30 protein-coding genes and 1 pseudogene are annotated in these 23,454 nt (G+C 64.0%); 22 read left to right on the top strand and 9 right to left on the bottom strand.

Features of this window, described 5'->3' with window-relative positions; translation table 11 throughout:
- On the top strand, positions 1-470 hold a 470-nt coding region (locus tag B4383_RS24760), incomplete at its 5' end, for a hypothetical protein (protein ID WP_176138440.1).
- Between the two features lie 40 nt (positions 471-510).
- Here B4383_RS24760 and B4383_RS24755 read toward each other — a convergent pair.
- Positions 511-1,206 carry a helix-turn-helix transcriptional regulator gene (locus B4383_RS24755; RefSeq protein WP_176138439.1) on the bottom strand — a complete coding sequence of 232 codons (696 nt, stop codon included), beginning with the start codon at positions 1,204-1,206 and terminating at the stop codon, positions 511-513.
- Between the two features lie 135 nt (positions 1,207-1,341).
- On the opposite strand from B4383_RS24755, the gene B4383_RS24750 reads away from it, so the two are divergent.
- The 5 genes from B4383_RS24750 to B4383_RS24730 all read left to right on the top strand — a co-directional run bounded on the left by B4383_RS24750 (position 1,342) and on the right by B4383_RS24730 (position 6,173).
- Entirely contained in the window at positions 1,342-1,968 is a 627-nt protein-coding gene (locus B4383_RS24750) for a hypothetical protein (protein ID WP_139361040.1), read from the top strand.
- Positions 1,969-1,979: 11 nt separating this feature from the next.
- Positions 1,980-2,249, top strand: a complete 270-nt coding sequence (locus tag B4383_RS24745; RefSeq protein WP_078294600.1) for a hypothetical protein — start codon at positions 1,980-1,982, stop codon at positions 2,247-2,249.
- Between the two features lie 853 nt (positions 2,250-3,102).
- Positions 3,103-3,753: a WhiB family transcriptional regulator gene (locus tag B4383_RS24740; protein WP_176138438.1), complete on the top strand. Its 651-nt coding sequence runs from the start codon at positions 3,103-3,105 to the stop codon at positions 3,751-3,753.
- 3 nt (positions 3,754-3,756) lie between these two features.
- Positions 3,757-5,769 (top strand): hypothetical protein, encoded by a 2,013-nt coding sequence (locus B4383_RS24735; RefSeq protein ID WP_286150774.1) that lies wholly within the window; start codon positions 3,757-3,759, stop codon positions 5,767-5,769.
- A gap of 215 nt (positions 5,770-5,984) precedes the next feature.
- Positions 5,985-6,173, top strand: coding sequence for a hypothetical protein (locus B4383_RS24730; protein WP_078294598.1), 189 nt, complete (start codon positions 5,985-5,987; stop codon positions 6,171-6,173).
- A gap of 41 nt (positions 6,174-6,214) precedes the next feature.
- Here the strand turns inward: B4383_RS24730 and B4383_RS24725 are convergent, their stop codons facing one another.
- Positions 6,215-6,484, bottom strand: coding sequence for a hypothetical protein (locus B4383_RS24725; protein WP_078294597.1), 270 nt, complete (start codon positions 6,482-6,484; stop codon positions 6,215-6,217).
- Positions 6,485-6,598: 114 nt separating this feature from the next.
- On the opposite strand from B4383_RS24725, the gene B4383_RS24720 reads away from it, so the two are divergent.
- The 6 genes from B4383_RS24720 to B4383_RS24695 all read left to right on the top strand — a co-directional run bounded on the left by B4383_RS24720 (position 6,599) and on the right by B4383_RS24695 (position 12,264).
- Positions 6,599-6,919, top strand: a complete 321-nt coding sequence (locus B4383_RS24720; RefSeq protein ID WP_176138437.1) for a MarR family transcriptional regulator — start codon at positions 6,599-6,601, stop codon at positions 6,917-6,919.
- Between the two features lie 1,316 nt (positions 6,920-8,235).
- Positions 8,236-9,066 carry a ParA family protein gene (locus B4383_RS24715; protein ID WP_078294596.1) on the top strand — a complete coding sequence of 277 codons (831 nt, stop codon included), beginning with the start codon at positions 8,236-8,238 and terminating at the stop codon, positions 9,064-9,066.
- The gene (locus tag B4383_RS24710; protein WP_078294595.1) at positions 9,066-9,947 is read left to right on the top strand and encodes a ParB N-terminal domain-containing protein; all 882 of its coding nucleotides are present in this window, start codon (positions 9,066-9,068) and stop codon (positions 9,945-9,947) included. Before B4383_RS24715 ends, B4383_RS24710 begins: the two co-directional genes overlap by 1 nt.
- 344 nt (positions 9,948-10,291) lie before the next feature.
- Positions 10,292-11,014, top strand: coding sequence for a hypothetical protein (locus B4383_RS24705; RefSeq protein WP_078294594.1), 723 nt, complete (start codon positions 10,292-10,294; stop codon positions 11,012-11,014).
- Positions 11,015-11,089: 75 nt separating this feature from the next.
- Positions 11,090-11,851 carry a hypothetical protein gene (locus tag B4383_RS24700; protein ID WP_139361039.1) on the top strand — a complete coding sequence of 254 codons (762 nt, stop codon included), beginning with the start codon at positions 11,090-11,092 and terminating at the stop codon, positions 11,849-11,851.
- A gap of 83 nt (positions 11,852-11,934) precedes the next feature.
- Positions 11,935-12,264 carry a hypothetical protein gene (locus B4383_RS24695; RefSeq protein ID WP_078294592.1) on the top strand — a complete coding sequence of 110 codons (330 nt, stop codon included), beginning with the start codon at positions 11,935-11,937 and terminating at the stop codon, positions 12,262-12,264.
- A 351-nt stretch (positions 12,265-12,615) separates the two neighbouring features.
- On the opposite strand, the gene B4383_RS24690 is transcribed toward B4383_RS24695, so the two are convergent.
- Positions 12,616-12,819 (bottom strand): hypothetical protein, encoded by a 204-nt coding sequence (locus B4383_RS24690; RefSeq protein ID WP_078294591.1) that lies wholly within the window; start codon positions 12,817-12,819, stop codon positions 12,616-12,618.
- Positions 12,820-12,938: 119 nt separating this feature from the next.
- On the opposite strand from B4383_RS24690, the gene B4383_RS24685 reads away from it, so the two are divergent.
- Together B4383_RS24685 and B4383_RS24680 are read left to right on the top strand one after the other, a co-directional pair.
- A complete protein-coding gene (locus B4383_RS24685) occupies positions 12,939-13,319 on the top strand; it encodes a metalloregulator ArsR/SmtB family transcription factor (protein WP_078294590.1) in 381 nt (126 codons plus the stop codon).
- Positions 13,316-15,289: a heavy metal translocating P-type ATPase gene (locus tag B4383_RS24680; RefSeq protein ID WP_078321102.1), complete on the top strand. Its 1,974-nt coding sequence runs from the start codon at positions 13,316-13,318 to the stop codon at positions 15,287-15,289. Before B4383_RS24685 ends, B4383_RS24680 begins: the two co-directional genes overlap by 4 nt.
- An 88-nt stretch (positions 15,290-15,377) precedes the next feature.
- Here B4383_RS24680 and B4383_RS24675 read toward each other — a convergent pair whose 3' ends face one another.
- On the bottom strand, positions 15,378-15,737 hold the full coding sequence (locus B4383_RS24675) for an Rv2640c family ArsR-like transcriptional regulator (RefSeq protein ID WP_078321101.1): 360 nt from the start codon (positions 15,735-15,737) through the stop codon (positions 15,378-15,380).
- 104 nt (positions 15,738-15,841) lie between these two features.
- On the opposite strand from B4383_RS24675, the gene B4383_RS24670 reads away from it, so the two are divergent.
- The 4 genes and pseudogenes from B4383_RS24670 (at position 15,842) to B4383_RS24655 (ending at position 18,616) form a co-directional block, all read left to right on the top strand.
- Positions 15,842-16,345, top strand: coding sequence for an ArsI/CadI family heavy metal resistance metalloenzyme (locus tag B4383_RS24670; protein ID WP_078294660.1), 504 nt, complete (start codon positions 15,842-15,844; stop codon positions 16,343-16,345).
- Positions 16,342-17,685 (top strand): annotated as a pseudogene (gene arsB, locus B4383_RS24665) (ACR3 family arsenite efflux transporter); the annotation flags it as partial. The gene B4383_RS24670 and the pseudogene arsB, both read left to right, overlap by 4 nt.
- A 15-nt stretch (positions 17,686-17,700) precedes the next feature.
- A complete protein-coding gene (locus B4383_RS24660; protein ID WP_353615638.1) occupies positions 17,701-18,129 on the top strand; it encodes an arsenate reductase ArsC in 429 nt (142 codons plus the stop codon).
- A gap of 73 nt (positions 18,130-18,202) precedes the next feature.
- The gene (locus B4383_RS24655) at positions 18,203-18,616 is read left to right on the top strand and encodes a low molecular weight phosphatase family protein (RefSeq protein WP_078294655.1); all 414 of its coding nucleotides are present in this window, start codon (positions 18,203-18,205) and stop codon (positions 18,614-18,616) included.
- 91 nt (positions 18,617-18,707) lie between these two features.
- Here the strand turns inward: B4383_RS24655 and B4383_RS24650 are convergent, their stop codons facing one another.
- Positions 18,708-19,052 carry a hypothetical protein gene (locus tag B4383_RS24650; protein WP_078294654.1) on the bottom strand — a complete coding sequence of 115 codons (345 nt, stop codon included), beginning with the start codon at positions 19,050-19,052 and terminating at the stop codon, positions 18,708-18,710.
- A gap of 93 nt (positions 19,053-19,145) precedes the next feature.
- Entirely contained in the window at positions 19,146-19,538 is a 393-nt protein-coding gene (locus B4383_RS24645; protein WP_286150780.1) for a hypothetical protein, read from the bottom strand.
- Between the two features lie 198 nt (positions 19,539-19,736).
- On the opposite strand from B4383_RS24645, the gene B4383_RS24640 reads away from it, so the two are divergent.
- The 4 genes from B4383_RS24640 to B4383_RS24630 all read left to right on the top strand — a co-directional run bounded on the left by B4383_RS24640 (position 19,737) and on the right by B4383_RS24630 (position 22,018).
- Complete coding sequence (locus B4383_RS24640) at positions 19,737-20,324, top strand: MPT63 family protein (RefSeq protein ID WP_078294653.1); 588 nt, start codon at positions 19,737-19,739, stop codon at positions 20,322-20,324.
- A 125-nt stretch (positions 20,325-20,449) separates the two neighbouring features.
- Positions 20,450-20,620: a hypothetical protein gene (locus tag B4383_RS26835; protein WP_176138442.1), complete on the top strand. Its 171-nt coding sequence runs from the start codon at positions 20,450-20,452 to the stop codon at positions 20,618-20,620.
- Between the two features lie 76 nt (positions 20,621-20,696).
- Complete coding sequence (locus B4383_RS24635; protein WP_078294657.1) at positions 20,697-21,077, top strand: BlaI/MecI/CopY family transcriptional regulator; 381 nt, start codon at positions 20,697-20,699, stop codon at positions 21,075-21,077.
- Positions 21,074-22,018 carry a M56 family metallopeptidase gene (locus B4383_RS24630; RefSeq protein ID WP_078294652.1) on the top strand — a complete coding sequence of 315 codons (945 nt, stop codon included), beginning with the start codon at positions 21,074-21,076 and terminating at the stop codon, positions 22,016-22,018. The genes B4383_RS24635 and B4383_RS24630 overlap by 4 nt, the downstream gene beginning before the upstream one ends.
- 75 nt (positions 22,019-22,093) lie before the next feature.
- On the opposite strand, the gene B4383_RS26830 is transcribed toward B4383_RS24630, so the two are convergent.
- The 3 genes from B4383_RS26830 to B4383_RS24620 form a co-directional block, all read right to left on the bottom strand.
- Positions 22,094-22,249: a hypothetical protein gene (locus tag B4383_RS26830; RefSeq protein WP_176138501.1), complete on the bottom strand. Its 156-nt coding sequence runs from the start codon at positions 22,247-22,249 to the stop codon at positions 22,094-22,096.
- A gap of 109 nt (positions 22,250-22,358) precedes the next feature.
- Positions 22,359-22,787 carry a hypothetical protein gene (locus B4383_RS24625; RefSeq protein ID WP_078321100.1) on the bottom strand — a complete coding sequence of 143 codons (429 nt, stop codon included), beginning with the start codon at positions 22,785-22,787 and terminating at the stop codon, positions 22,359-22,361.
- The coding region (locus tag B4383_RS24620) for a tyrosine-type recombinase/integrase (protein ID WP_176138502.1) at positions 22,780-23,454 on the bottom strand (675 nt) is incomplete at its 5' end. The genes B4383_RS24620 and B4383_RS24625, both read right to left, overlap by 8 nt.

Here is a 23,454-nt window from a genome sequence, read left to right as displayed (position 1 = left end):
CCAGCGCCTTCCAACCGTCGGGCAACGCAACCGTGGACGCCGGAACAGGCGCCGACGTATCCGGCCGCAACCTGCCGCAGGGCGCCGCCAACGAATACAAACTGCAACGCAAGACAATCCTGGCCGCCCGCGCGATCAGCGCCGCATTCCCGGAAATCAAATCCATCGGTGGGTTCCGCGCGGACTCGCTGCACTGGCACCCCGACGGCCTGGCGATCGACGTCATGATCCCCAACCCCACCTCCCCGCAGGGTGTGGCGCTCGGGCAGCGGGTGCTCAACTTCGTGATGGCAAACCAGCAGAAATTCGGGCTCGACCACGCCATCTGGCGTCAAACCATGCACATCCCCGGCCGCGCGCCATCGCTCATGGAAAACCGGGGCGGCGCCACCGCCAACCACATGGACCACGTCCACGTGGCCACCAGCGGCGGCGGCTACCCCAGCGGCGGCGAAGCCTACGCCCTCTAACCACTCCCCCACAACGACTTCCCCCTACAATCCATACCCGTTATTCCCCAACGATTTTCGTCAGAATTCTCGTCTCATTATCGGTTGGCGGCTGTGCATTCTCCAGCTCCCCCAGCCGCTCGGCCGCCAACCCCGTCATCCCCGAGACGGTTTGCAGATCTACCCCGCTGTCGCGCCTCCACGCATACAGCCGATGCCCGACCATCGCCGCTGGCGATGCGGCGATCGAGGCCATCACCGCGTCTTTGGTTTTGTTGATCTCAGCAACGAGCTTCATCGCCTCGCCCATCTCAGATGAGCGCACACCCTTGGTCAAGAGCGCCCCGGCGTGGCTGAGCGTGCGCACCACGTTCATTGCCATCGCCAGATAGACCGGTGGATCCACATGTGGATCAGGCAACGTTGAGGCTGCCTGGCGCGAGGTATCGATAACAACGCGGGTCATTCCGAGCAGACCATCGGGGGTTCCGCCCGCAGGCGCAGCCTCAGATACGGGCAACTCGCCTGTCTCCCCGATCCCCTCGAGCGTGCCAAGACTCCATTCCAAAACCGACTCAATCCGCACCCGAGTTCGTGGCTGTGGATACGTCTCGCCTCGCTCGATCGACCCGAGCGTTCCCTGCCGGATGCTCGCTTGTTGCGCCAGGTCACGCTGAGAAAGCCCCTTCTCGGCGCGACGCGCCAGGATTGCTTTCCCGATGCGTTGCGCCGCCACCACCCGCTGCGCCGCCACCACAAAAAGCACTATACCGTCTACCCCCTCTGACCTGCACCGACTCAGAAAACCGTCACAAACCGTTGCAAAGCGGAGCAGAAAATGTTTACTCTTGCCACTAGCAGCATGTTTCCCCTGGCGGAAGGAACACCCGAAATGCGCGAGCTGATGAACCCCAGTCGCGAGTTACGCAACAACCGCGGCGATCACTACGTCCAGCCGTGCAAGCGCCAGGACGAGGATTACGACCCGGACGTTTTTATCGTGCCTGAGCAGTACACCGCTGCGGAGCGGCAACAGGCCAAGATGCTGTGCCGGTCGGTGTGCAGCCGGCGCCTGGAGTGCATAGTTGACGCCCTGGTTCCAGACAAGGGACAAGACATGGCCACACAGGGCATCTGGGCGGGGGAAGTTTTCCCCAGCACATTCGATGAGGCCATGAACAGCACCTATGACCGTCTCGTGGACGCCTACAAGGTTCTCTCCGGCACCGGCGAACCTCCGATTGGGTTCAAGCACCGCCGTCGCGGCGAAAAGCCCGACCCGGAGGCAACACCTAAGACGCCCAAGCCGCGAAAGCCTCGCAAGTCGCGCGCCAAGAAGAAGCCCGCGGTGGCGGCCACTGCCGAGCAGATCGAACTCATCACGCTTACGCCGCCCGCAGAGTCGGCCAAGGTCACCACGATTCCCGTGCCCGCACCGCGGGCCGTGGCCAAGACCAAACGCCAACCCGACCGCATCGTGGTGGGCGATCCGCTCGCCCTGTTCGCCATCCCGGCATAGGCCCCGGGATCATGTCCAGCGCCGAACACGCTCGCCGCGACATCGCTCAGGTAGTCCGCGAGCTCGACGAACTTCTGACCCGCGACAGTGCCGGGCCGATCAAATCCCAGCGTGAACGCTACGACCAGCAGCTGGTCGCGGACCTGTTCTCGCGCCTTGCCTGCCCAACCGGCGGGCACCACCGAGACGGCGCAACATGCCTGTGCCGGTTGCGTTCTCGCCGCGCCATGCGCGTCCTGCACATCCTGTCCCCCACATGGAGGCAGCGCCGTGCGGGGTAACGAAACACCAGACCACCCTGAACACCTCGGGGGTTCCTCGGCGTCAAACTCGCCGCCACCCAGTAGATCCCAGCCTGCCCGCAACAGGCTGGATGCTGTGCCCTGAGTAGCGGAAGCATGGCCGGTCACGATGGGTCTGACTGAACCCGGAGCCGGTCCAGCGCCGTAGGAACCCCCGAGGTACCCACCTCGAATACTTGCGTCCATCAACAGATCTCACGAGAAAGCGGGCAGTGAACATGGCAGTCTTCGAGACGCACTTCCGGCTCAGCACCGGCACCATCAAAGGCTGCCTGCTAGTCCCCCACCTCAAGACACCCGGCACGTGCGGAATGTGTGGGGCCGACACCAAACATCACCGCGTCGATGTCTGCAGCGACGCATGCCGGCGCCAATGGATGGCCGACCACGACTGGTACTTCGCGCGCACCGCCGCGATCAAACGGGACGGAACAACCTGCTCCGACTGCGGCGGACACCTATCTGCCAGACACATCTCCCGAGACCGGCGCATCGGCGCCAGAGGCCGAGGCTGCCAAAACCATCGGGACCGCATCGAAACCTTCTGCCGCACCTGCGAGGAGGCCAGGAAATGATCTCCGTCGAAAATCTGCCGATTGACCAGCGTGTCGTGTCGGTATTACCGCCGCACGGCGTGTCAGACTCCCCACAACACTAATCCCAGGAGGCACATCCACACCATCGACAGGCACATCTAAATACCTGACCTGTCCCTTGATAGCAGAAAACCCCGCCGAAGCGGGGTAATTCTGTGAATCGAAGCGGGAACTTCGATTCGGGACTCCCTAAGGAACCAAGCTCTCAAGCTGGTTTCAGGATAGAGGACACTCTCTTGAGCCGCAACAGTTTCGAGCAATCCGGGTTGTGTGCCCGCGATCCTGCTCGCTGGCTCGATCCCGAGCAGCAGGCAGCCACCCGCCGTCTGTGCTTGTCGTGCCCTCGACTTACCTTGTGCCGCACTCAAACTCTCGATGATCAGCCCCAGCACGGAATGTGGGCCGGGGTGTGGATCGACAATGATTTCGCTGCCAAATGCCATCTGCTACATCCCCGGCCGGCGCCGCCGCGGCTACCGTCACGCACAGCACCAGCACCTGCGGCCTTAGTGTCGGTGCTGCCGGTCCTGAACGTCACCGCCGCCGCAGCGGCCCTGGTCGCGGCCAGGGCCAGCGGACATTGCGAAATCATGGCGCCAGCCTGCCTGTTTCGTCAGCAGCTCATCTTCGCTCGCCGATACGACCTCGGGCCTGGCGCAGCAGCTGATAGCCCCGCCGAGGCCCTCGCCGCCTGCGGAAACTGCGCCGATCTGATCGAACACACCGACCTGCACACAGCCCTGCAGCTGGGATACATCACCACTGTCGAGCATCCCTCCCCCGGTGCTCCAGTCTTCTGGCGCCAGCACCGCTGGGTTCTTCTCGATCATTTCGGTCACCTGCAGCCCCTCACCGCGGCGCCCACGCCGCTGGCCAGGACGGCATAGACCATGCCCGCGTCCCTTCACACGTCGCCGGTGCAGATCGCGGCGGCAACCTGGAAGGCCTTGGCCCACCAGCTCTCCGCACCGGGCCGTACCCAAATGCGGGTCTGGAAGCCCGACACCGGAAAGTTCAGCAGCACCGCCAAACTGACCGGCACCCTGCCTACGCGCCCGGCCGCCCCGTACATCTACACCAACGGACGCACCACGCTCATTGGCCTTGACTTCGACACCAAACTCGCCAACCGCGAGCAAGTGGCCGCCGACGCAGCGACGGCCCGTGATTGGCTTGAGCAGTGTGGTGGCGCCGTCATCGGCGACCACAACCCCACCAACGGCGGCCGCCACATCTGGGCGCTGCTGGCACATGGCACCACCGCCTCCTTCGAAGAGATCAACCACATTGTGCGTCTGCTCGGCGCGCGGCTGCGGACCTTGGACATCACACCGATCACCAACCCCTCCGAAGGCTGCTTGACGGTCCCCGGATCCCCCTGCAAAGACGGCGGCTACCGCGAGCTCGACGGACCACTGGAGACCGCCATCGAGGCCGTCGCCACCCGCTCAGACCCAGCACTGCTGCCCCGCCTCTACGTGCTGCTCGGCGCGATCAAACCCAGCCCAGCACAGCTGGCGGCCGCAGCCACCATGCATGTAGAAGGCACAGCCGCCGACTTCACGATCGGCCAGGACGAAGACCTCACCCTGGCAGCCCAGTACGTGACCTACGAGCCTTACCCGGCTGCCGTGCAAGCATTCGCGCTCAACGGCGATTTTCCGCCCGACCGGCCCTGGCGCACCCGCTCGCATGCCCGCCAATCCGTCATCACCGCGGCGATCTGGCGCGGCCACTCACTGGCCACCATCGCCGCGCAGATAGCCCCAGGGGGCCCCTGGCACGACGGGCTCGGCGTGGCCTATCGGATAGACCCCAACGGCCGCCACCGCCGCTACGAACGACTACTTGCACGTGATTTCCAGAACGCCCTGGACTGGCTCACCGCGAACCATCTTTTAAACCGACGCCAGCGGCACAAGAAAAAGAACACTCAGGGGGGACATTACGGATATTTAGGGCCACAGCAACACAGAGCCTGGCTCGCTAACGCTATCGCATGGGCTGACCGTGAGTACGCGGGAAAACGGCACCGACACACCCTCCATGCGGTGTTCCAGAGCCTTGCTGCTCATGCTGTGCTGGACGGAGAGGTCATCAACGGCACTCCGGTGGTCGGAGTGGGCGGGCGCCATTTGTCGCTAGGCACCGGCCTGCTCAGCGACACCGCCGTGTGGAAGGCCCTCGCGGAGGTGCGGGAACTTGACGGGTCCCCGATCGTGCTCACCCGCCGCTACCAGGAAAAGGACGCCGACTACTACGCGCTGACCATGCAGAATGTGATCGACAGCGATCCAGTTCACGCCGAGCGGGTCCGCGTCGAACCCGTACACACCGCATGGGCGGTACTCGGGCAGCATCGTCGCCGGGTCTATGAGCTGGTGGCCTACTTCGGCCTCACCGCGGCCGCCGACGTCTACGCCGCCGCCAAGGTATCGACCAGCACCGGAGACGCAGCTGTCACGTCCCTGGCGGCCGCCGGCCTCCTGGTGCGCACCGGCCCGGGCCACATCGCAGTCGGCCCGCGCACCTTGGACGACATCGCCCACGATCACCACACCGACGACGAGCTCACTGACCGCGTGGCGATCTACCGCGCCGAACGCGCAGTCTGGCACGCCTGGCTAGAGCACCGGCAACAAGTCATTGCAGGTACACACCACCAGGCGCCCGAGCACGCCGACATTCACCCACGTCAAGGCAACCCGACCGGCGACCCACTCATCGAGAAAGCCTGGCTCAGCTCCGTCATGGCCGACGGCCCTCCCCCACTCGACGAAGCCGACACCGACCTCGTCGGCCTCGAACGTGAGGCCGCCTACGCCGCAGAACGCGAGCAGGCCGCACTACAACTGCTCGGCCAACACCTGGGCGCCCGCGTCCTGGCAGTCACCCATGCCTAGCAGTGCACGCCCGTGCCCGCGCCCCGCCCGACCGATTGCACGCCCTCCCCTTACCGTCCCGCCCCATGCACAAACGACACCGCCGCCGCCGGCCGAAGCCAACCCCACCCTGTAAATCCCGCAAGACGCAGCCAGAAAAAGAGGGAGCCCCTCCACAAGCCCCCGCGCAGCCCGCACCGCGGGCCCCGGCCAACTCGTCCGAACGGAAATCATCAATGAGCACCACCACTGCTGTCGTCACCATCATCGTCCTGACGGTCTGCGGCTTCTACTTACTGGTCGCCTACGTCGTCCACCAGACCGGAAGCACCGACGGCATTGCCGACATCGGGCGTGCGGTCGCCGCCATCATCAAGGCCCTCACCAACCCCGGCACTACCCTGGCCGCCACAACAACCCGCTGACCAGCCCACCACGCTCGTCGCCGAGCCAGCGGGGTGATGGCTTAAGCGCTCTCGGCCAGCACCTGTGCGATGTTGGCCGCGTCCGGATCCCCGGCCTGCTGACGGGCCAACAGGTGCTCGCGGGCCTCGGCGATCAACGCTTGGACGGCGGGATCCAGCTTCTCGGACACACTGCCGTTGATCTGCTTCATATACCAGCTCACGAGCGTGTGATCGGCTGGACTGACGCGCTTGATCAGCGCTTTATCCTTCTGCCGGCTCTCTCGGTGGCGCCAGTTGCGCTTGGGCCGTTCAGTGGTCGGTGTCGCCATCACTGCTCCCGTCTCCTGTCAGCCACAATAGCCCTACCAGCTATTACGCGTTTTCCGTTACAGGATATCAGTAACGCGAAACGCGTAACGGGAATCGTGTAATAGCATGTCAGCGTGTCGTACGCGCAATCGGAGAGTGTGCAGAAGCTCTCTAAGACTGTGTTCGGCCAGAAGAACCGGTTGGCGGTGATGGCTGCCATCGCCCAGAGCGAGGGCCTGGTGAACCCGACTGAGCTGCAAGTGCAGCTCCGTTTCGCCGCGCAGAGCTCGATCCAGGACGCTGTACGCGACCTCGTCGCCGTCGGCCTTCTCAGCCGCGTGGACGGTGACGGCCGGGTGTTCTATCGCCGTAATCCCCACGCGCTCTGGACCGCCGCGATCGACCTTCTTGCCCAGGCCCTGGCCGCAGAAGCCTCCTACGACGCGCTGAGCTGACTCACACGCCTCCCCCGCGCCGGGCATTAGCGGCCCGCACCTTCTTGAGAACCAGCTATACCCTCATCTACCAGCCATTATGCCCTGGCGGCGTCGCTGACGGCCTAACAGGCAATCCGAGGGATGCAGCAGCTGAACGACCCTCGCGACGCACTACGCCGCGATCAGGGGCACAAAACAAGAAGTGCTCCACAGAGGGCACCTTCTCGGGCGGTAAATCCGCAGATCAGCGGCCACTTTGCGTCTTTCTGGCGCACGCCCCTCTCAACTCGGTCAGTCTCACCTGCGCTGCCCGCCCGTTTGCTGGACATCGCCGCCTTTGACCCCGGCGGGTACCCATGTGAAAGCCCTCCCCCGTTCGAACAGTTCACCCAGGAGTCCTGCGCCACGCAGATCCGGTACCCCTCAGGTGTGCCGTCGTCGCGGCGCCGCCAGACCCTGGCACTCCCAAACTCAGCGCGATGCGGTCCGTATAGGCGCCTCGGGGCGGCGAATCTCGCCCCGCCCCATCCACCCCCGGCCGCCCCTAAATCGGTCAGCACCCCGCCTCCGCCTGGAGTTCTGACGAAGGTTCAACGAGTGCCGCGTCACGGCGGCGCCGTGACGGGAACCAGCTCCGCACCCAGACACTCCATACGCCTTGGCGTAGGCAAGTACCGCGCCACCGAACCAGAGCCATCCGGATCAGCCCCGAGGGACCCATTCCCGCAGCCGCCTCGGGACCCCCCAACCCGACCCGGCAGCCAAGGCCCACGGTCGCCCCCACTGTCCTATCCATCAGTCGTGCGCCGCCTCTTCATTTTGAAGAGCATTCCGCCGGCGCCACCCCTGTTCGCCAGTCTCACTCTCCCTCGCCCGCTGCCGATCAACGCACCAAGGTTCGACCCCGACGCCGCCGCGCAAAGAGGGGCAATCGCCATCCTTGGCCACCCCCCGAGCAGCTTGAGCAAGACGCCTCAAACGACACCCAGACCGTCGCAGTTCCATCACGATCCCAAGCGCTTCCCTGAGGTCACGGCCACAGCCTAGGAAGCCCACTTCCATCTCCAGCAGTACCGGTTTACCGCGGTAAACCGGTACCGAATCAATACATATATGCAGGTAGGGCCTATTTCTGTGCGGCTCGCCCCATCCCGCACCGGTCTCCCGCCCCTGCACTTCACATCATTGCCCGACCGGTTTACCGCGGTAAACCTGACGTGAATATGCTCCGACACCGTGCGTGTCATGGTGAGTTTTGGCGCCGCCGGGCTTACTCTTTTGATGCCTGTTCCGAAGTAGGTCGCAGATGGCGACCGAAGCACAGAAGGCTTCCTATGAATAAGACAAAGGTCGTCACACTCCTCAATCAGAAGGGTGGCCCCGGCAAGAGTACGGTCACGATGAATACGGCCGCTGTGGTCGCCGAGAGATGCTCCGAGGGCCTCGATGAAGATGCCCTCTCCCCTGTCGCGGTCGTGTCCGTTGACCCTCAAGGATCAGCAACTTGGTGGGCCAAAATTATCGGCGACGACAACCTCCCCTTCCATCTGATCCAGGCCCATGACGACTCGCTCGACATGCTCCGCGGACTTAACAACCTCGCCCAGGCTGGTATCTCGCACGTGTTTGTGGACACTCCCGGCTGGCACGAGCTGGATCCAGACGGCGATGGTGACGGTCTCGGAGACGGCTATTGGGCGCATGTGATGCGCGCAGTGCTTGACGTCACCGATGAGGTGATCCTGCCGTGCCTGCCCGAGCCATTGTGCTTCGACCCGACCGAACGCACGATCAGGAAACTCATTGCGCCGCGAGGTAAGAAGCACACCGTCGTTATCAACAACTTTGATCCGCGCGGCGGCGACTACTGGCTGAACGAAACTCTCGAGTTCGGCGAAAAGCACGGTTGGCCGGTAGCTGAAACCGTGCTGCGGCAGTACCAGGTTCATACCAACGCGCCCGCACATCGTGCATTGGTCCCCCAATACAAGGATTTTGTGACCCCCGCTCAGCTGCAGACGTACGAGGATCTGCGGCCGAAGTTGTGGGCTACACGGGATAAGAAGGTCCGCAGAGACCTCGAGAAGCTCGTCGCACCGCCCTTGAAGGCGGCCGACGACTTCTACCGATTTGTCGACGAGCTCGATTTGGCAGGAGAAAAGTAATGGCACGAGGTGGAGTACGACCGTCGTTCGGCGACCTGCCTGTAGGGAAAGACTCACCGGTTGACGGCGAAAACGTCGTCAACCATGTCTCGGGATCGCGCTCAGCCCCACTGCGTGAACTTGTGGGAAACCCGAAGAATCCGCGTGACGACATCGGGGACCTGGAGGATCTGGCCTCGATCGCCGAGCGTCAGTTGCAGCCTGTCGTGGTGGTGACCCGGGCCGCCTACGAGAAGCTGTACCCGGAGGTTCAGATCAGCGCCCGCTGGGTGGTGGTCATCGGGAATCGGCGGCTGGCCGCCGCACATAAGTACGGCCGTCCAGAACTGGACATCGTTGTGCGCGACGACCTGGCCGTCGATCACGGAACGCTGTTGTCATCGATCATTTCCGAGAACGTCGACCGCGACGACTTCGATGTCATTGAGGAGGCGAAGGCGGTCCAGCAGCTCGTCGAGAAGGTGGGTAGCGCCGACGACGCCGCCCGGCTGCTCCATAAGAGCAAGGGCTGGATTTCGCAGCGTCGTTCACTTCTTGGTTTGGCACCCGAGCTGCAAGCGAGTGTGCGCCGACGCGAGCTGGCAGTGCGCGAAGCCAGATCCCTCGCCCGGCTTCCCAAAGAAGAGCAGATCGCACGCTGGCGGGCGGCCACGGAGAATGGAGCAGCGGGGAAGGGGAGTGGCGCCAGTGACGGCGCACAACAGCCTGAATCCACCCCATCTCCATCGGATGAGTCAGGCACGAATCAGACCCGCGCGGTCACGAGAGCCTTGAAGAAGTTCGATACCGAGCCCGCGGCCCTGGCCGTGGCGCTGCGTGAACATCTCGGGAAAGACCGCGTCAAAACGCTTGCCAGCGAGCTTCGGAAAGCATGCAAATAGGGGAGTGGTTGGGGTGGTTTACCGCGGTAAACCACCCCAACCAGACGGCCGACAGTGCTATTCAACCGACTCAAATAGGCTCCGCTGCAACGAATTACATGTTTCTTCGCTGAATTTTCAACGGTGATCGACATGTCTCGGAAGTAGCTTGGCCGCACCGGCGCGAACGACACCTCACTTCGTGTGCTGATTGAGCCCGTCTCACGACACTCGCACCAGCGATGGGGCCTCCAGGAAACGTGCTCTGCAGTGACTGGAAGGGAGCCTGGTAGGGGTAGCGAGGGGAGCGCCGCACTCCTGGCGCATGTGCTGTCGGATGTCTCACTTGGGTGTCACAATCGGGTATGGCCCGCATCGAAGTTAGCCCCGAAGACGCTGAGACTATCGCTAGCCGATCCTGGTATCTCGGAACCACCGAGAAGGGGGAGTTCTTCGGCTTCTGGCAGCCGTTCACGAGGCTGCGCTCGGCGGGAGAGGTGCACTACTCGCGCAACTTCCAAGGCTTCCGGCTCTACCAGCAGCCGCGCGGTATCACCGACGAGCCGTACGCCAGGGGGTTCTTCCCATGGACTGTGTGGCGAGTGACCCCCATCGACGTCATCCGCACCTGGCGCCTGCCTCACAGCATCCACACCCGCCGCATCCGGATCGAGGAACGCCTACCCGCAGGCGCCGAGTTCGGCCCGTACGGAGCCCGAATCCTCGACTTCGCCGAGCACCTCGCTCAGCTCGAGCCGTGGCCCAAGCCGATCACTGGGAGTACCTACCTCGGCACAGAGGAACGCAACGCCCTCATCGACCTGAGTCAGGCCGCCCCATCGGTCTTAACAGGTGAATTGTGGAGCGAAACCAAATTCGCACTCAGCTTTGTTCGCCGGAAGGTCTTTAAGACCAAGCAGGCCAAAATGATCGGCGGCCGACAACTACGCGAACAGCTCAGCCTCTTCAAGGACGAGCTGAGCGACCTCGTGCGGGCTTTGATCACCGGCACGCCCATCCCGGAGACCTTATCCGCGCGCTGGAGCCTGCCGTCAGATCTAGCGCCGGAGACCAACTTCACCGCCTAGATCTACAAGCGGTGCACACTCTAATGCCGTGCATTTGCTTGTGCAGCGCATTGCTTCGTGCGTATCATGGTTGGCGTGGAGAACCTTGCTGATCGGCGCTCAACGATGCTCGACGAAGCCCGCACCGTGCTCAACGAGGCCAATCGACGTCTAGAGGAGACCGCTAAGATCGCGGCGCTCGTCAGGGCCACGATCGCGCTCGGCCTGCGTGAGCAAGGGCTCACCAACAAGGCCATCGCGGACCTCATCGGGGAGTCCCGCAACAAGATCAACGACCTGGTAAAGATGGCGACCTGGCCAGCGCTGTATGGCGATCTACCCAGCGGTGAGTTCGTAAGGTTCAGCAAGCTGATCGACGACGTGTACGGACAGATAGGCGAAGCCGGCACGGGCTGGATCCACGCGCGCACTGTGCGCAGCGGGACCGTCGTTGAGTCCCACGCGATCCCGCTGCCGCGGCTGGTTCGAGCGGATTCCCTAGACACCGATGCCGCCGAATTTGAAAACCCTGACACGGGCGAGCGGATCATCGTGTACTCCCTGGAGCGGCACTACGGAAGCCCAATCTTCGACGCCCACGGTCGTCGTGAGGACGGGGACGGCCGAGGCTACTACCGGATCGAGGTGTGCTCACCAAACGGCTCGCGTGAGGCCCTTCCGCTGGAAATTCTCGGAATTTCACCAAATTCCATCACCTTCGGTTCCGGATGGCCGTCACCTGAGCAATGCCGCGTTGACGGGGACGCATTCCGCAACGCCACAGCTGCTGTGCGCGCCTACTACGGGATCTGGCCTCAGCAGGGCCTCAAGTCGTACGCGGACGCGGTCGATGGTTAGAGCTGCACGGGCGGTCACCAAGCTGTCGATAGGGAGTGGATGATGATTCAGGAACGAGTAGACACCCGAGAGGCCGGTACGCGGTGACACAGCGATTCCAGGTCGGCGACCTTGTACAGCTCAAGTCCGAGTACCTCGAAGGCGGCAACTCTAGCCTCTTCCGTATCCGTGAAATCATCGGCGGCCAAGCACTTCTCGGCCAACTGAGTAGCACGCAAGACGGCTTCCTCGGCGCTGATACCTCGGTCAGTCTGGACGATCCGGACCTGATCGCCCCGTATCCAGAGATTCTGCAGCGGTATGCGCGCCACCTCACCGCCGACGCCGACATCGCCAACTCCACATACGTCCTACGCGGGGTCAACCAGCTCGAAGAGCACCTGCGGAACGAACGCCCAGGCGCATCGAGCTAGGGGAGTGGCCGCAGGCCGCGGTCTGTTTCGAACACCAGCTGGCCACCGAATTCAAGGACCGATGCCCACTTCCCCAAGAAACGGTAGTCAGCGGCCGTCTTACCCTGCGCCAGCCGTGTTATCTGTAGGGGTAATTGGGGTGTTTCCGACTGTTTCCTACATGGGCAGTGAACCGGCGTTTTCTGGTGGGTAACGGTGTTATCTGTAGGGGTGTTCCCATGGACGTAGGGTGAGCAAGCGCGCAGATATGTTGTGCGGCTAGCGGTCTCGATGGAGCGTGTACACCCCATCGAGCTTGTGGCGACTCACCATCCTGCCGCTTGGAGTTCGCCTGTGATGTCGACGCTCCCTTCAAGCGGAGAGTTGGTTGATGGCTTCGCCGGGCTCCGTTTCAGCCAAACGAATCGTGAGTTGACGACGCACGCGCCGGTGGTGGTCGGCGACCAGCTGGGCCAGACGGTTGTGCGGATGGCCGGGAATGAACCGGTCGCCCGCCTCCAACAGCGGCCCGGCAATAAAGATCTTCAGTCGGCTGCGGGTCCAGCTACGTGCCATGCTCGGGGGCCCTTCGTGTGTAGTGATGGATACCGGTGACGCGTAACGGGTCCGGCGGTGCTGAACCGTCCGCCGCCTCGACTTGACCAAACAACTGTATTTGACGCTATCATCGGCACATGGCGATGATAGGGCCTTCGGGCGGAACCCGGCAGGTGGTCGATGTGGAGGCGGCGACGGCGTTGTTCCATAGCCTTTCGGATGGGACGCGGCTGGCGATCTTGCAACGATTGGCTGCCGGTGAGGCCCGGGTGGTGGATCTGACCGCCGAGTTGGGTTTGGCGCAGTCGACGGTGTCGGCGCATCTGGGCTGTCTGCGTGATTGCGGTCTGGTCGATTACCGGCCGCAGGGCCGTTCCTCGGTGTACCGGCTGGCGCGCCCCGAGGTGCTGGCGGTCTTTACTGCCGCCGAAGCGTTGCTGGCCGCCACGGGCAGCGCGGTGGCGTTGTGCCCGAACTACGGCCACCCCGGTGACGTGAAGAAGAAGGTGGCCCGGTGAGCGATGCGTGTGGCTGCGGCTCTGATGAGGACCGCCCCGGCGGCGAGTCCGAGCGCGAACCCGAAAGGCTTTGGGAGATCACGGAGCTGCGTGCGGCCGCGGTCGCGGGCGTGGTGCTGGCGGCTGGCTATATCACCGGCTGGTCCGGGGGGCCGCGCCCGGTCGAAATAGGGTTGTACGGGCTGGCTTTGGCGATCGGTGCCTACACGTTCGTGCCGTCCACACTGCGTCGTCTACTCAAGGGCAAGATCGGTGTGGGCACCTTGATGACGATCGCCGCGGTCGGTGCGGTGCTTCTCGGTGAGGTCGGCGAGGCCGCGATGCTGGCGTTTTTGTTCTCCATCAGTGAGGGCCTGGAGGAGTACTCGCTGGCGCGGACCCGCCGTGGCCTGCGGGCCTTGTTGTCGTTGGTGCCCGATGAGGCCACCGTCATCCGGGGCGGCACCGAAACCATCATCGCCCCAACGGATCTGCAGGTCGGCGACATGATGGTGGTGCGTCCGGGGGAACGCCTGGCCACTGACGGTGTGATCCGGCAGGGGCGCACTGCCCTGGACACCTCGACGATCACCGGCGAATCGGTGCCCGTGGAGGCGGGCCCGGGCGCTGAGGTGTTCGCCGGGTCGATCAACGGCACCGGAGTACTGCATATCGAGGTCACCAGTACCGCCGCGAACAACTCGTTGGCCCGCATCGTGGCGATCGTGGAGGCCGAACAATCCCGCAAGGGCGCCAGCCAGCGACTGGCCGACCGGATCGCCCAACCCCTGGTACCGGCCATCATGATCGCCGGCGCCGCGATCGCCGTCGTGGGCAGCATCTTCGGGGATCCGCTGGTGTGGATCGAACGGGCCCTGGTGGTGCTGGTGGCCGCATCCCCATGCGCGCTGGCGATCTCCGTGCCGGTCACCGTGGTCGCCGCGATCGGTGCCGCCTCCAAACTCGGGGTCCTGGTCAAGGGCGGCGCCGCCCTAGAAGCCCTCGGCGCGGTGCGCACCGTGGCCCTGGACAAGACCGGCACCCTGACCGCGGGCCGGCCCGTCGTCATCGAGGTCGCCACCGTCGGCGCCGCCACCGCCGCCCAAGTCCTGTCCGCTGCAGCAGCTTTGGAAGCCCGCAGCGAACACCCGCTGGCTGCCGCGATCCTGGCCGCCGCCGACACCGTGGTACCGGCCGACAACGTTCAAGCTGTCACCGGCGCCGGGCTCACCGGCGACCTGGGCGGCCGCAGCCTGCGGTTGGGGCGCCCCGGCTGGCTCGACCCCGGCCCGCTGGCCGCCCAGGTGGCCGCCATGCAAGCCGGCGGCGCAACAGCGGTCCTCATCGAAGAGGACCGCGCCCTGATCGGGGCGATCGCCGTACGCGACGAACTGCGCCCCGAAGCCCGCGAAGTGGTCCAGAGGCTGCGTCGCGACGGCTACCAGGTCCTCATGCTCACCGGCGACAACGCCGCGACCGCGGCCGCGTTGGCCCGCCAGGCCGGTATCGACACCGTGCACGCTGACCTGCGCCCCGAAGACAAAGCCCACCTGATCAGTCAACTGCGCCAACACAACCCGACCGCAATGGTCGGCGACGGCGTTAACGACGCTCCCGCTCTGGCCACCGCCGACCTCGGTATCGCGATGGGCGCCATGGGCACCGACGTGGCCATCGAAACCGCCGACGTTGCCCTCATGGGAGAAGACCTGCGCCACCTCACCCAAGCATTCCGTCACGCCCGCCGCGCCCGATCCATCATGCTGCAAAACATCGGCCTGTCCCTGGCCCTGATCAGCGTGCTCATCCCACTGGCCCTCACCGGGCTCCTCGGTCTAGCAGCCGTCGTCGCCATCCACGAACTCGCCGAAATAGTGGTCATCGCCAACGGTGTCCGCGCCGCCCGCACCAAACCACTCACCACACCAACAGCCACCCAGACAACCTCGGCTCTGACCGGCACCCCACAACATTCACCCCAGAACCACTGACACCGGCGGGCGGAGCAGGCCGCGACGTTGCCCGAAATCCGATGCCCGAAATCCGATGAGAATCGCTAACCAGCCGTCGCGGCCGCGACTACCGGCAGCAGGTGGGGTCCAGTACCGTGCACAGCGCCGTCAGCGCATCGGGTACCGGACGATGAAAGACGTTCATGCCGCGGCGATCTGACTCCACCAACCCCGCCTTGCGCAGCTGATTCATATGGTGGCTGACCGTCGATTCGGTCAGCCCCATCTCAATGGCGAGATCCCCGCTGATGATCTCGCCGTCAGGGGCGCTGAACAGCTGCGACATGATCTTCACCCGCACCGGATCAGCCAGTGCCTTAAGTCGCAGCGCCACCTCCAACGCCTGCATATCGGACATGGGACCAGCGGCCACCGGTGCACAACACACCGGGCTAGTGGTGTCCACAACAGGGAGCGCTTTGGGCATACAACGCATCCTCCCCGCTGCATTGACATATGTCAAAGAGGTGGCATACTTGCGACTGTCCGGCTAGTTCGATGAATATCTCATTAGTTGTGGAGGTGGCACACGTGTCCCGTATCCAACTTGCCCTCAATGTTGATGATCTTGATGAGGCAATCCAGTTCTATTCCAAGCTCTTTGGTGCCGAGCCAGCCAAGCGGAAACCGGGCTATGCGAACTTCGCGATCGAGGAACCGCCGCTGAAGTTAGTGCTACTGGAGAACCCTGGCCATGGCGGCACCATCAACCATCTCGGGGTGCAGGTTGAGTCGAGCGAGCAGGTGCATTCGGAGATCGCCCGCCTGACTGATGCCGGGATGTTCACCGAGGAGGAGATCGGCACGACGTGCTGTTTCGCCACCCAGGACAAGGTGTGGGTCACCGCCCCTGACGCCGAGAAGTGGGAGATCTACACGGTTCTAGCCGATTCGGAGACCTTCGGGACCACTCCGGAACTGCTCGGTCAAGGTGATGCCTGCGCCTGTGATCATGCCGAGGCCACCGACACCGATGATGCCGCTCACGCCGCCCAGACTGCCGAGGCGACGCCCTCGTGCTGCGCGACTCGATGAGCCAGGCAACCACCCCGATCCCGCCTGCGGCCGCCGGGAAACTCTCGACGCTGGACCGGTTCTTGCCGGTGTGGATCGGTGTCGCGATGGCTGCTGGGCTGCTGCTCGGCCGGGGCGTCCCTGGCCTGAACACCGCCTTGGAAAAGGTTCAGGTCGACGGGATTTCGCTGCCGATCGCGATCGGGCTGTTGATCATGATGTACCCGGTACTGGCCAAGGTCCGCTACGACCGCCTCGACACCGTCACCGGCGACCGCAAGCTACTGATCGGCTCCCTAGTGCTGAACTGGGTGCTAGGCCCGGCGCTGATGTTCGCCCTGGCATGGCTGCTGCTACCCGATCTTCCCGAATACCGCACCGGCCTGATCATCGTCGGGCTGGCCAGATGTATTGCCATGGTGATCATCTGGAACGACCTGGCCTGCGGGGACCGTGAGGCAGCCGCCGTGCTGGTGGCCCTCAATTCGGTGTTCCAGGTCTTTATGTTCGCAGTGCTGGGCTGGTTCTACCTGTCGGTGCTGCCCGGCTGGCTGCACCTGCCTCAAACCGAGATCAGCACCTCCCCGTGGCAGATCGCCAAGTCCGTACTGATCTTCCTGGGCATTCCGCTGCTGGCCGGATACCTGTCGCGACGCATCGGCGAACGCACCAAGGGCCGCGACTGGTACGAGTCGAAGTTCCTGCCGGTGATCGGGCCATGGGCGCTCTACGGGCTGCTGTTCACCATCGTGATCCTCTTTGCCCTGCAAGGCGATCAGATCACCTCCAAGCCCTGGGACGTGGCCCGCATCGCGCTACCACTGCTGGCGTACTTCGCGATCATGTGGGGCGGCGGTTATCTGCTCGGTGCAGCCCTGGGCCTGGGCTATGCGCGCACCACGACACTGGCGTTCACCGCAGCCGGGAACAACTTCGAGCTCGCCATCGCGGTCGCCATCGCCACCTACGGCGCCACCTCCGGCCAGGCCCTCGCGGGCGTGGTGGGGCCGCTGATCGAAGTCCCCGTTCTGGTGGCCCTGGTCTACGTGTCACTGGCCCTGCGCCACCGATTCACCACCCCAGCCTCCCAGCAGGTTTCACCCGCCCCTTCCACCACAAGCGTGACGGAGTAGGACATGACTGAAAGCCCTGTAACACATACTCTGCGCACGGATTTGTCGATCGATCAGCGCCATGCTCTGCGCACCGCGGCCACCCGGCTGCACACGGAATTTGGTGACACCTTCGGCACCGAAACGATCGAACGGTTCCTGCACACGTCCTACGAGCAATTCGCAGGCCGGGCCACCGTTCCCAACTTCCTGCCGCTGCTGTCCGAGCGGTTCGCCCGCCAACGCCTGCACGCCCTCGCGCGAGTGGAAGGCAAGGTCAGCGACGGTAAGCCCACTGTGCTGTTCCTGTGCACGCATAATGCTGGCCGCTCCCAGATGGCCTTGGGATTCTTCACTCACTTGGCCGGCGATCAGGCTGTGGCGTGGTCAGGTGGCAGTGAGCCGGGTCGTGAAATCAACCCCGCCGCCATTGAGGTCATGGCCGAAGCTGGTATCGATATCACTGGCGAATACCCCAAACCCTGGACCGACGAGATCGTGCAGGCCGCCGACGTCGTCATCACCATGGGCTGCGGGGACGCGTGCCCGGTCTTTCCTGGGAAACGCTACGAGAACTGGAACCTGCCCGACCCCGCCGGCCAATCTGCCGATGCGACCCGTCCCATCCGCGACGACATCGAACACCGTGTGCGGCACCTGCTCGCTGAACTGGGCGTCACGGTCGCCCGATAACAAATCAAAAACTCTGTATCCCGTTTATGTGCAATCGATTCCACACATTTACACCTCAAGGAGCCGATCAACCATGACTGCTGACAAGCCCTCGGTGCTGTTCGTGTGCGCCCGTAACGGAGGCAAATCCCAGATGGCCGCTGGGCTCATGAAGAAGGAGGCCGGTGACCTGATCGATGCATACTCGGCGGGCACCGATCCCGGCGAGGCCATCAACCAGCTCTCCGCACAGACCCTCCTAGAGGTCGGAGCGGACATCACCGGTGAGCACCCCAAACCGATCGACCCGGACCTGCTCAGCACCGTCGATCGAGTAGTGGTCCTGGGCCGGGAAGCCAAACTCGACGCCGTCGACGGCCTCCAGATCGAGTACTGGGACACCGACGAACCCTCCGAACGAGGCATCGACGGCATCGAACGCATGCGCCTGGTCCGCGACGACATCGCAGCCCGCGTAAGACAACTCGCCACCGAGATGGACAGATAAAGCACGCGTTAGCGGTGGATGACGCGCCGATCAAGGGCCGCGTATTCGCCGGGTTACCGTGCAGGCGGCATCATTGCGCGCAGCACACAGGTCAACAGCGGATCGTCACGTACATGGTGCGCTCGATCAATTGTGTGCCCACGGCGTTGGGGCGTATGGCGGATTTAGGGCTCGACACATGGGGTCGACTCCACCAGTACTGGGCGTCTATTTGCCGCACCGAAGTAACTGTGCACATTTGCAAGGGTCTGTTCCCGCTGCGATCGATGATGACCTTATCGCCCTGGCGCTGCAGCGCCAGGATGACTTCCAGCGCGTTCGGGCCCGCTGCAGGCCCAGCGGAGGCCGCCGGTGCGGCAGCCATCGCCAGCGCAGCGACACCAAGTGCGGCGGTTGTCACGATGCGGGTATTGCGAGAAAAACAGTGGTTGGACATGGGGGTTCCCTGTGTTGGGTGCCGCAGTGGCGCGGCATGACTGATGGCGGGCATCTGGGCGCCCCCACACCTGGCGGGGCGCCCCAGGCGCCGTCAGCGCCGGTTCACACAGAGCTGATGAAGAAGTAATCGCCCACTGGCTGCTCCCGGCTGCTGCGCCAGCAGGTGCGGAGGTGCTCGCACACCTGCGTTGTCAAACATGTAGCGCCGCTGCATGACAACGCAGCTGGGGCCGATTGCCGGCCAGGACAGTCGGCTCTCGTTGCTACCGGCGGCGAGCACAGATCCGATCACCGCGCAGTGCATCACAGAATCAGCCTTTGCGGCGGCGGGCGCAACCTCCTGATCAGCGCGCGACACCATCATCGTCGGCTGTGACCGGTCGGTGGCTGTGGTGGCGGCGGCCGCCGGCATGCAGTGCAGAACGGTCAGTGCCAGCAGTGCCGCCACGAGCACCGCAGCGATCTGCCTTATCTGGTTGTGCACCTTTTCCGCCTATGTCCGGACTACGTTGGCCGTGCGTTTGCGTCGTGCGGGATGCCGCACCCGCGACAATGATCTACTATCTAGGTACGTAGATAGTAGATCACATGCCATGTGGTTTCCGCTGTCGATGTGCTTGATTAGCGGTTGAAAATGAGTTCTCTTGCAACAGAATGGAGTACGTAAGTGCGTGCATTACGGATGATCATGGTGGCTGGCGCGGCAGCCCTGCTGATGTTGCTTGTTGGTGTGCCGTTGGCGAATGCGGCCAAGAAGGATTGTCCCCACCAGATGGGGTCGCATCAACGCCTGAGCGATGCCAGCGGCGCCGTGACGCAGGAGTGGACGATCACCGGGTTACACAAGAGCACCGACGGTGCGCCGGGTTACCCGGTCGCCGGTCAGCTGTGGGAAGCAACAGCATCGGTGCATGCAGTCTCGGGCACAGTGACCCCGGTCATTCCGAATCTCGCGGCTGTTTCCGGCTCTGAAGAGCACTACCGGGCGCTGTGGCAGCTGGCCAACCCGGCAGGGCTTTCCGGGGCCACCCTCGCTGAGGGGCAGAGTTCTACGGGCAAGGTGTACTTCGATGTCACCGGCGGTGCACCGGCAATGGTGGTCTACCAGGACGGCGCGATGCCCACGCTGATGTGGTGCGATGAGGCGGCCATGAAGTCGATGATGGCCACGATGAAAACCCAGATGAAGTCCAAGGCCGGCGACTGCTGCGATGACATGGCGGCCCCCGAAGGCTCCGGCGACTGCGCGTGCTGCGCGGATATGGCTTAGCCCGGCAGCCATCAATCCATCGGAATGAAACACCCTGTTCGGCAGTCGGTACGACAAAGTCAGCGACCTCGCATCGGCTGCCGGACGGACCACACGCGTAATCGCACAAGCAAGGAAGTGCTGAGATGGCCAATGTTCTGCCCCTGCTGGCGGTGCTGGCGTGCCCGGTCGGCATGGGCGTGATGATGTGGATGATGATGCGCGATCGCGGCGACACCGAGACCGGGCAGTCCCAGGAGCTGCAAGCCTTGCGTGCCGAGATCGCACAGCTCAAAGCCCAGCGTCCTACTATGTAGGTACGTAGAAAGTAACAATGTGCAGAACGTGCCTTTGGGGACGTTGCAGTGCACGGGTCAGACAAGGGAGGTGGGTGTGCGTAGTCGAGGCTTCGGTGAGCTCGAAACGGTCGTGATGGATCGCGTATGGGACCGCGGTGGGGACACCACCACGGTGCGGGAGGTGTTCGACGAGCTTGCCGCCGAACGCGATATCGCCTACACCACGGTGATGTCGACGATGGATAACCTGCACACCAAGGGCTGGCTGCAGCGCGAGCGCGACGGCAAGGCCTACCGCTATTGGGCCGCTCTTACCCGCGAACAGCACAGCGCCCGGCTGATGAGCCAGGCCCTGGATGCGGGCGGCAAACCCGATCTGGTGCTCACGCATTTCCTGGAACAGATCGGTCCGCAAGAATCAGAGCGGCTGCGCGCGATGTTGAGGCGCCCCGCCAAACGCAATCGCGCCACGTGAGCGTCGCGGTCTGTCTGCTGCTCTACAGCACTGCGGTCGTGGTGTTCGGGCCGCCGATTTTGTCGAGACTGACTCGTTCGGGGCATACTCCCCGTCTCGGGGTCACAGTGTGGGTGAGCGCGATCGCAAGTGTGCTGGCCAGTTGGACGGTGGCTGCCGTGCTCATCGTTATCGATGTTGTGCGCCACTGGAATTCCCCGATGGTGGTGCTGGCCGCCTGCAGTGCCCGGCTACACGAGGTTGCCACCGGCCAGGCAGGTATCGCCGCACAACTCGGGATACTGGTCATCGCAGCCTCGGCCGCCGGAACCGTCGGCGCAGTCAGCGTGCGTCTTGTCAAGGCGCTTGTTCATTTACGCGACACCGCCTATGAACACGCGCAGGCCGTGCGCATCGTCGGGCGCCGCAGCACCGAACGCGACGTGGTCGTCATGGACGCTACCGAGCCTGCCGCCTACTGCGTCGCGGGCCGCCCCGCCACGATCGTGCTCACCACCGCAGCACTCAATGCCCTTGACACCGAACAAATAGCAGCTGTCCTGGCCCATGAACGGGCCCACCTCGCCGGGCATCACCCCCAAATCGTCACCGCGCTAAGAGCCCTGGCGACAACGCTCCCACTCGTACGACTCATCACCGCCGGCGCCATCGAAGTACCCAAGTTGCTGGAAATGTGCGCCGACGATGCCGCCGCCCACCACCACGGCCGCACCGCCCTACTGTCGGGGCTACTTGACCTCGCCGACACAACACCGGCACCAGCGCTAGGTGCCGCCAACGTCGCCGTCCTCAGCCGCGTCCAAAGACTCCTGACCCCACCAGCATTCCCAACACAAGCACGCACCTTCACGATGCTCACCGCCGTCGTGCTCACCATCGCCGCCGGCCCACTGATCACCATCGCCCTCGCCGCCACCGGCACGCTCACCTGCATGCCCTAACAGACCCCGTAGCGACGACACCAGAGTCAAGCCCGGGCAGGCCGAAAACGGGCACCGCAGGTCAGCGCACAGCGGCTAGTTGAGCAGGACGGACTGGACCCACTGGGTTCGCTGCTCACGAGTGGATATCCAATGCGCGACGATCTTTTCGCCCACGGCACGCTGCAGGCTGCGTAGATCGTTGTGAGAGCGCGCCAGGCTGCCGAGAATCGTGTGGGTCCACCTGCGCACCTGCGCACCTGGTGATGGACGATGCAGACGCTCTGCCCGGTGCTTAGTTTGTGCACGTGCAAGGTCGCCATGTGCGCACGGTACGGACAGAGATCGACAAGCCGAAGCGCTAACTGCCGAGGCGCAGTTGCGCTGTGAGCCGTGCGATCTCGCCGTGCGCTGCCGCGAGGGCGGCGTCCTTCTCCTTGAGTTGTGCATGTAGATCGGTGATTTGGGCCCGGTGTTGGCTGCGCTGGGTGCTCAGTTCGCGGCGCAGCCCGGCCACAATGCTCGTGGGCATCGCCCCGGCGGCAGCGCCGGAGGCCGGTGTAGTGGATGCGCGAAGGGAGTCGTGGGCGCGGATACGGGCCAGCTGCTCAGAGTTGCGGTAGATGGTTTTGCGAGTGACCCCGGCGGCGCGGGCCACGGCGTTGACGTTGATCGGTGCATGCTGACGGCGCAGGTCACGGATCGCTTTGTCGATGCGGGCACGGGCATCGGCGGAACGTGCCTTGGCGTGCCGGAGCAGCCCGTCCAGGCCCGGTTGGGGTTCAGTCATGGGTGCTCCTGCGGCGCTGAGCGTGATCGAGTGCTGATTCGTGAGCGCCACGGGTTGCGATGGGCAGCAACGGAATCCGTGTGGCAGTCGCCGGTCCGCTGACTGCCACAGATGTCGGGATCGAGTGGTCGGTCAGGCGGGTGATGATGGCGTCCAAGGAGGTGATTTCGCGCAGCCGCTCGGCGACCCACACGTTGGAGTCGGCCAGCTCGCGGCCGGTGCGGGCGGCCACTTGGGCACGACGGGCATCGAGTAGTGCCGCGGTGGCCGCGCGCTGCTCGCGCAGCTCGTCCAGATGGGTGGCATCGGTCGCGAAATGGCCGCACGACAGGCAGGCGTTGCCTTTGTCGCAGGACTTCAGCGGCGGCAGCAGGCATACCCCGTTGGGCAAGATGCGGTCGGTGCGTTTGGCCAGCTGGGTCATTTCATAGATGTCGGCGGGGCTGATCGCGATGTCGGCGCCGTGAGCGCCGATCTTCTTGTGTTTCAAGAATTCTGCTTCAGCTGTGGCGGCCAGGGTGGCGGCGTAGCGGGCCGTCATCTCCGGGCTCTTGTGGCCCAGGTAGCGCTGCACCACGTGAAACGGGACACCATCGTTGAGCAGTTCGGTGGCGCGGGTGTGCCGCAGCCGGTGAGTTTGGGAGAACCGCAACGGGTTTCCTGCCGA

The sequence above is a fragment of the Mycobacterium sp. D16R24 genome (genome assembly GCF_002013385.1).
Lineage (GTDB): Bacteria > Actinomycetota > Actinomycetes > Mycobacteriales > Mycobacteriaceae > Mycobacterium.
Note: the sequence above shows the minus strand (reverse complement) of the source record. Positions and strands in the feature narration are given on the sequence as shown.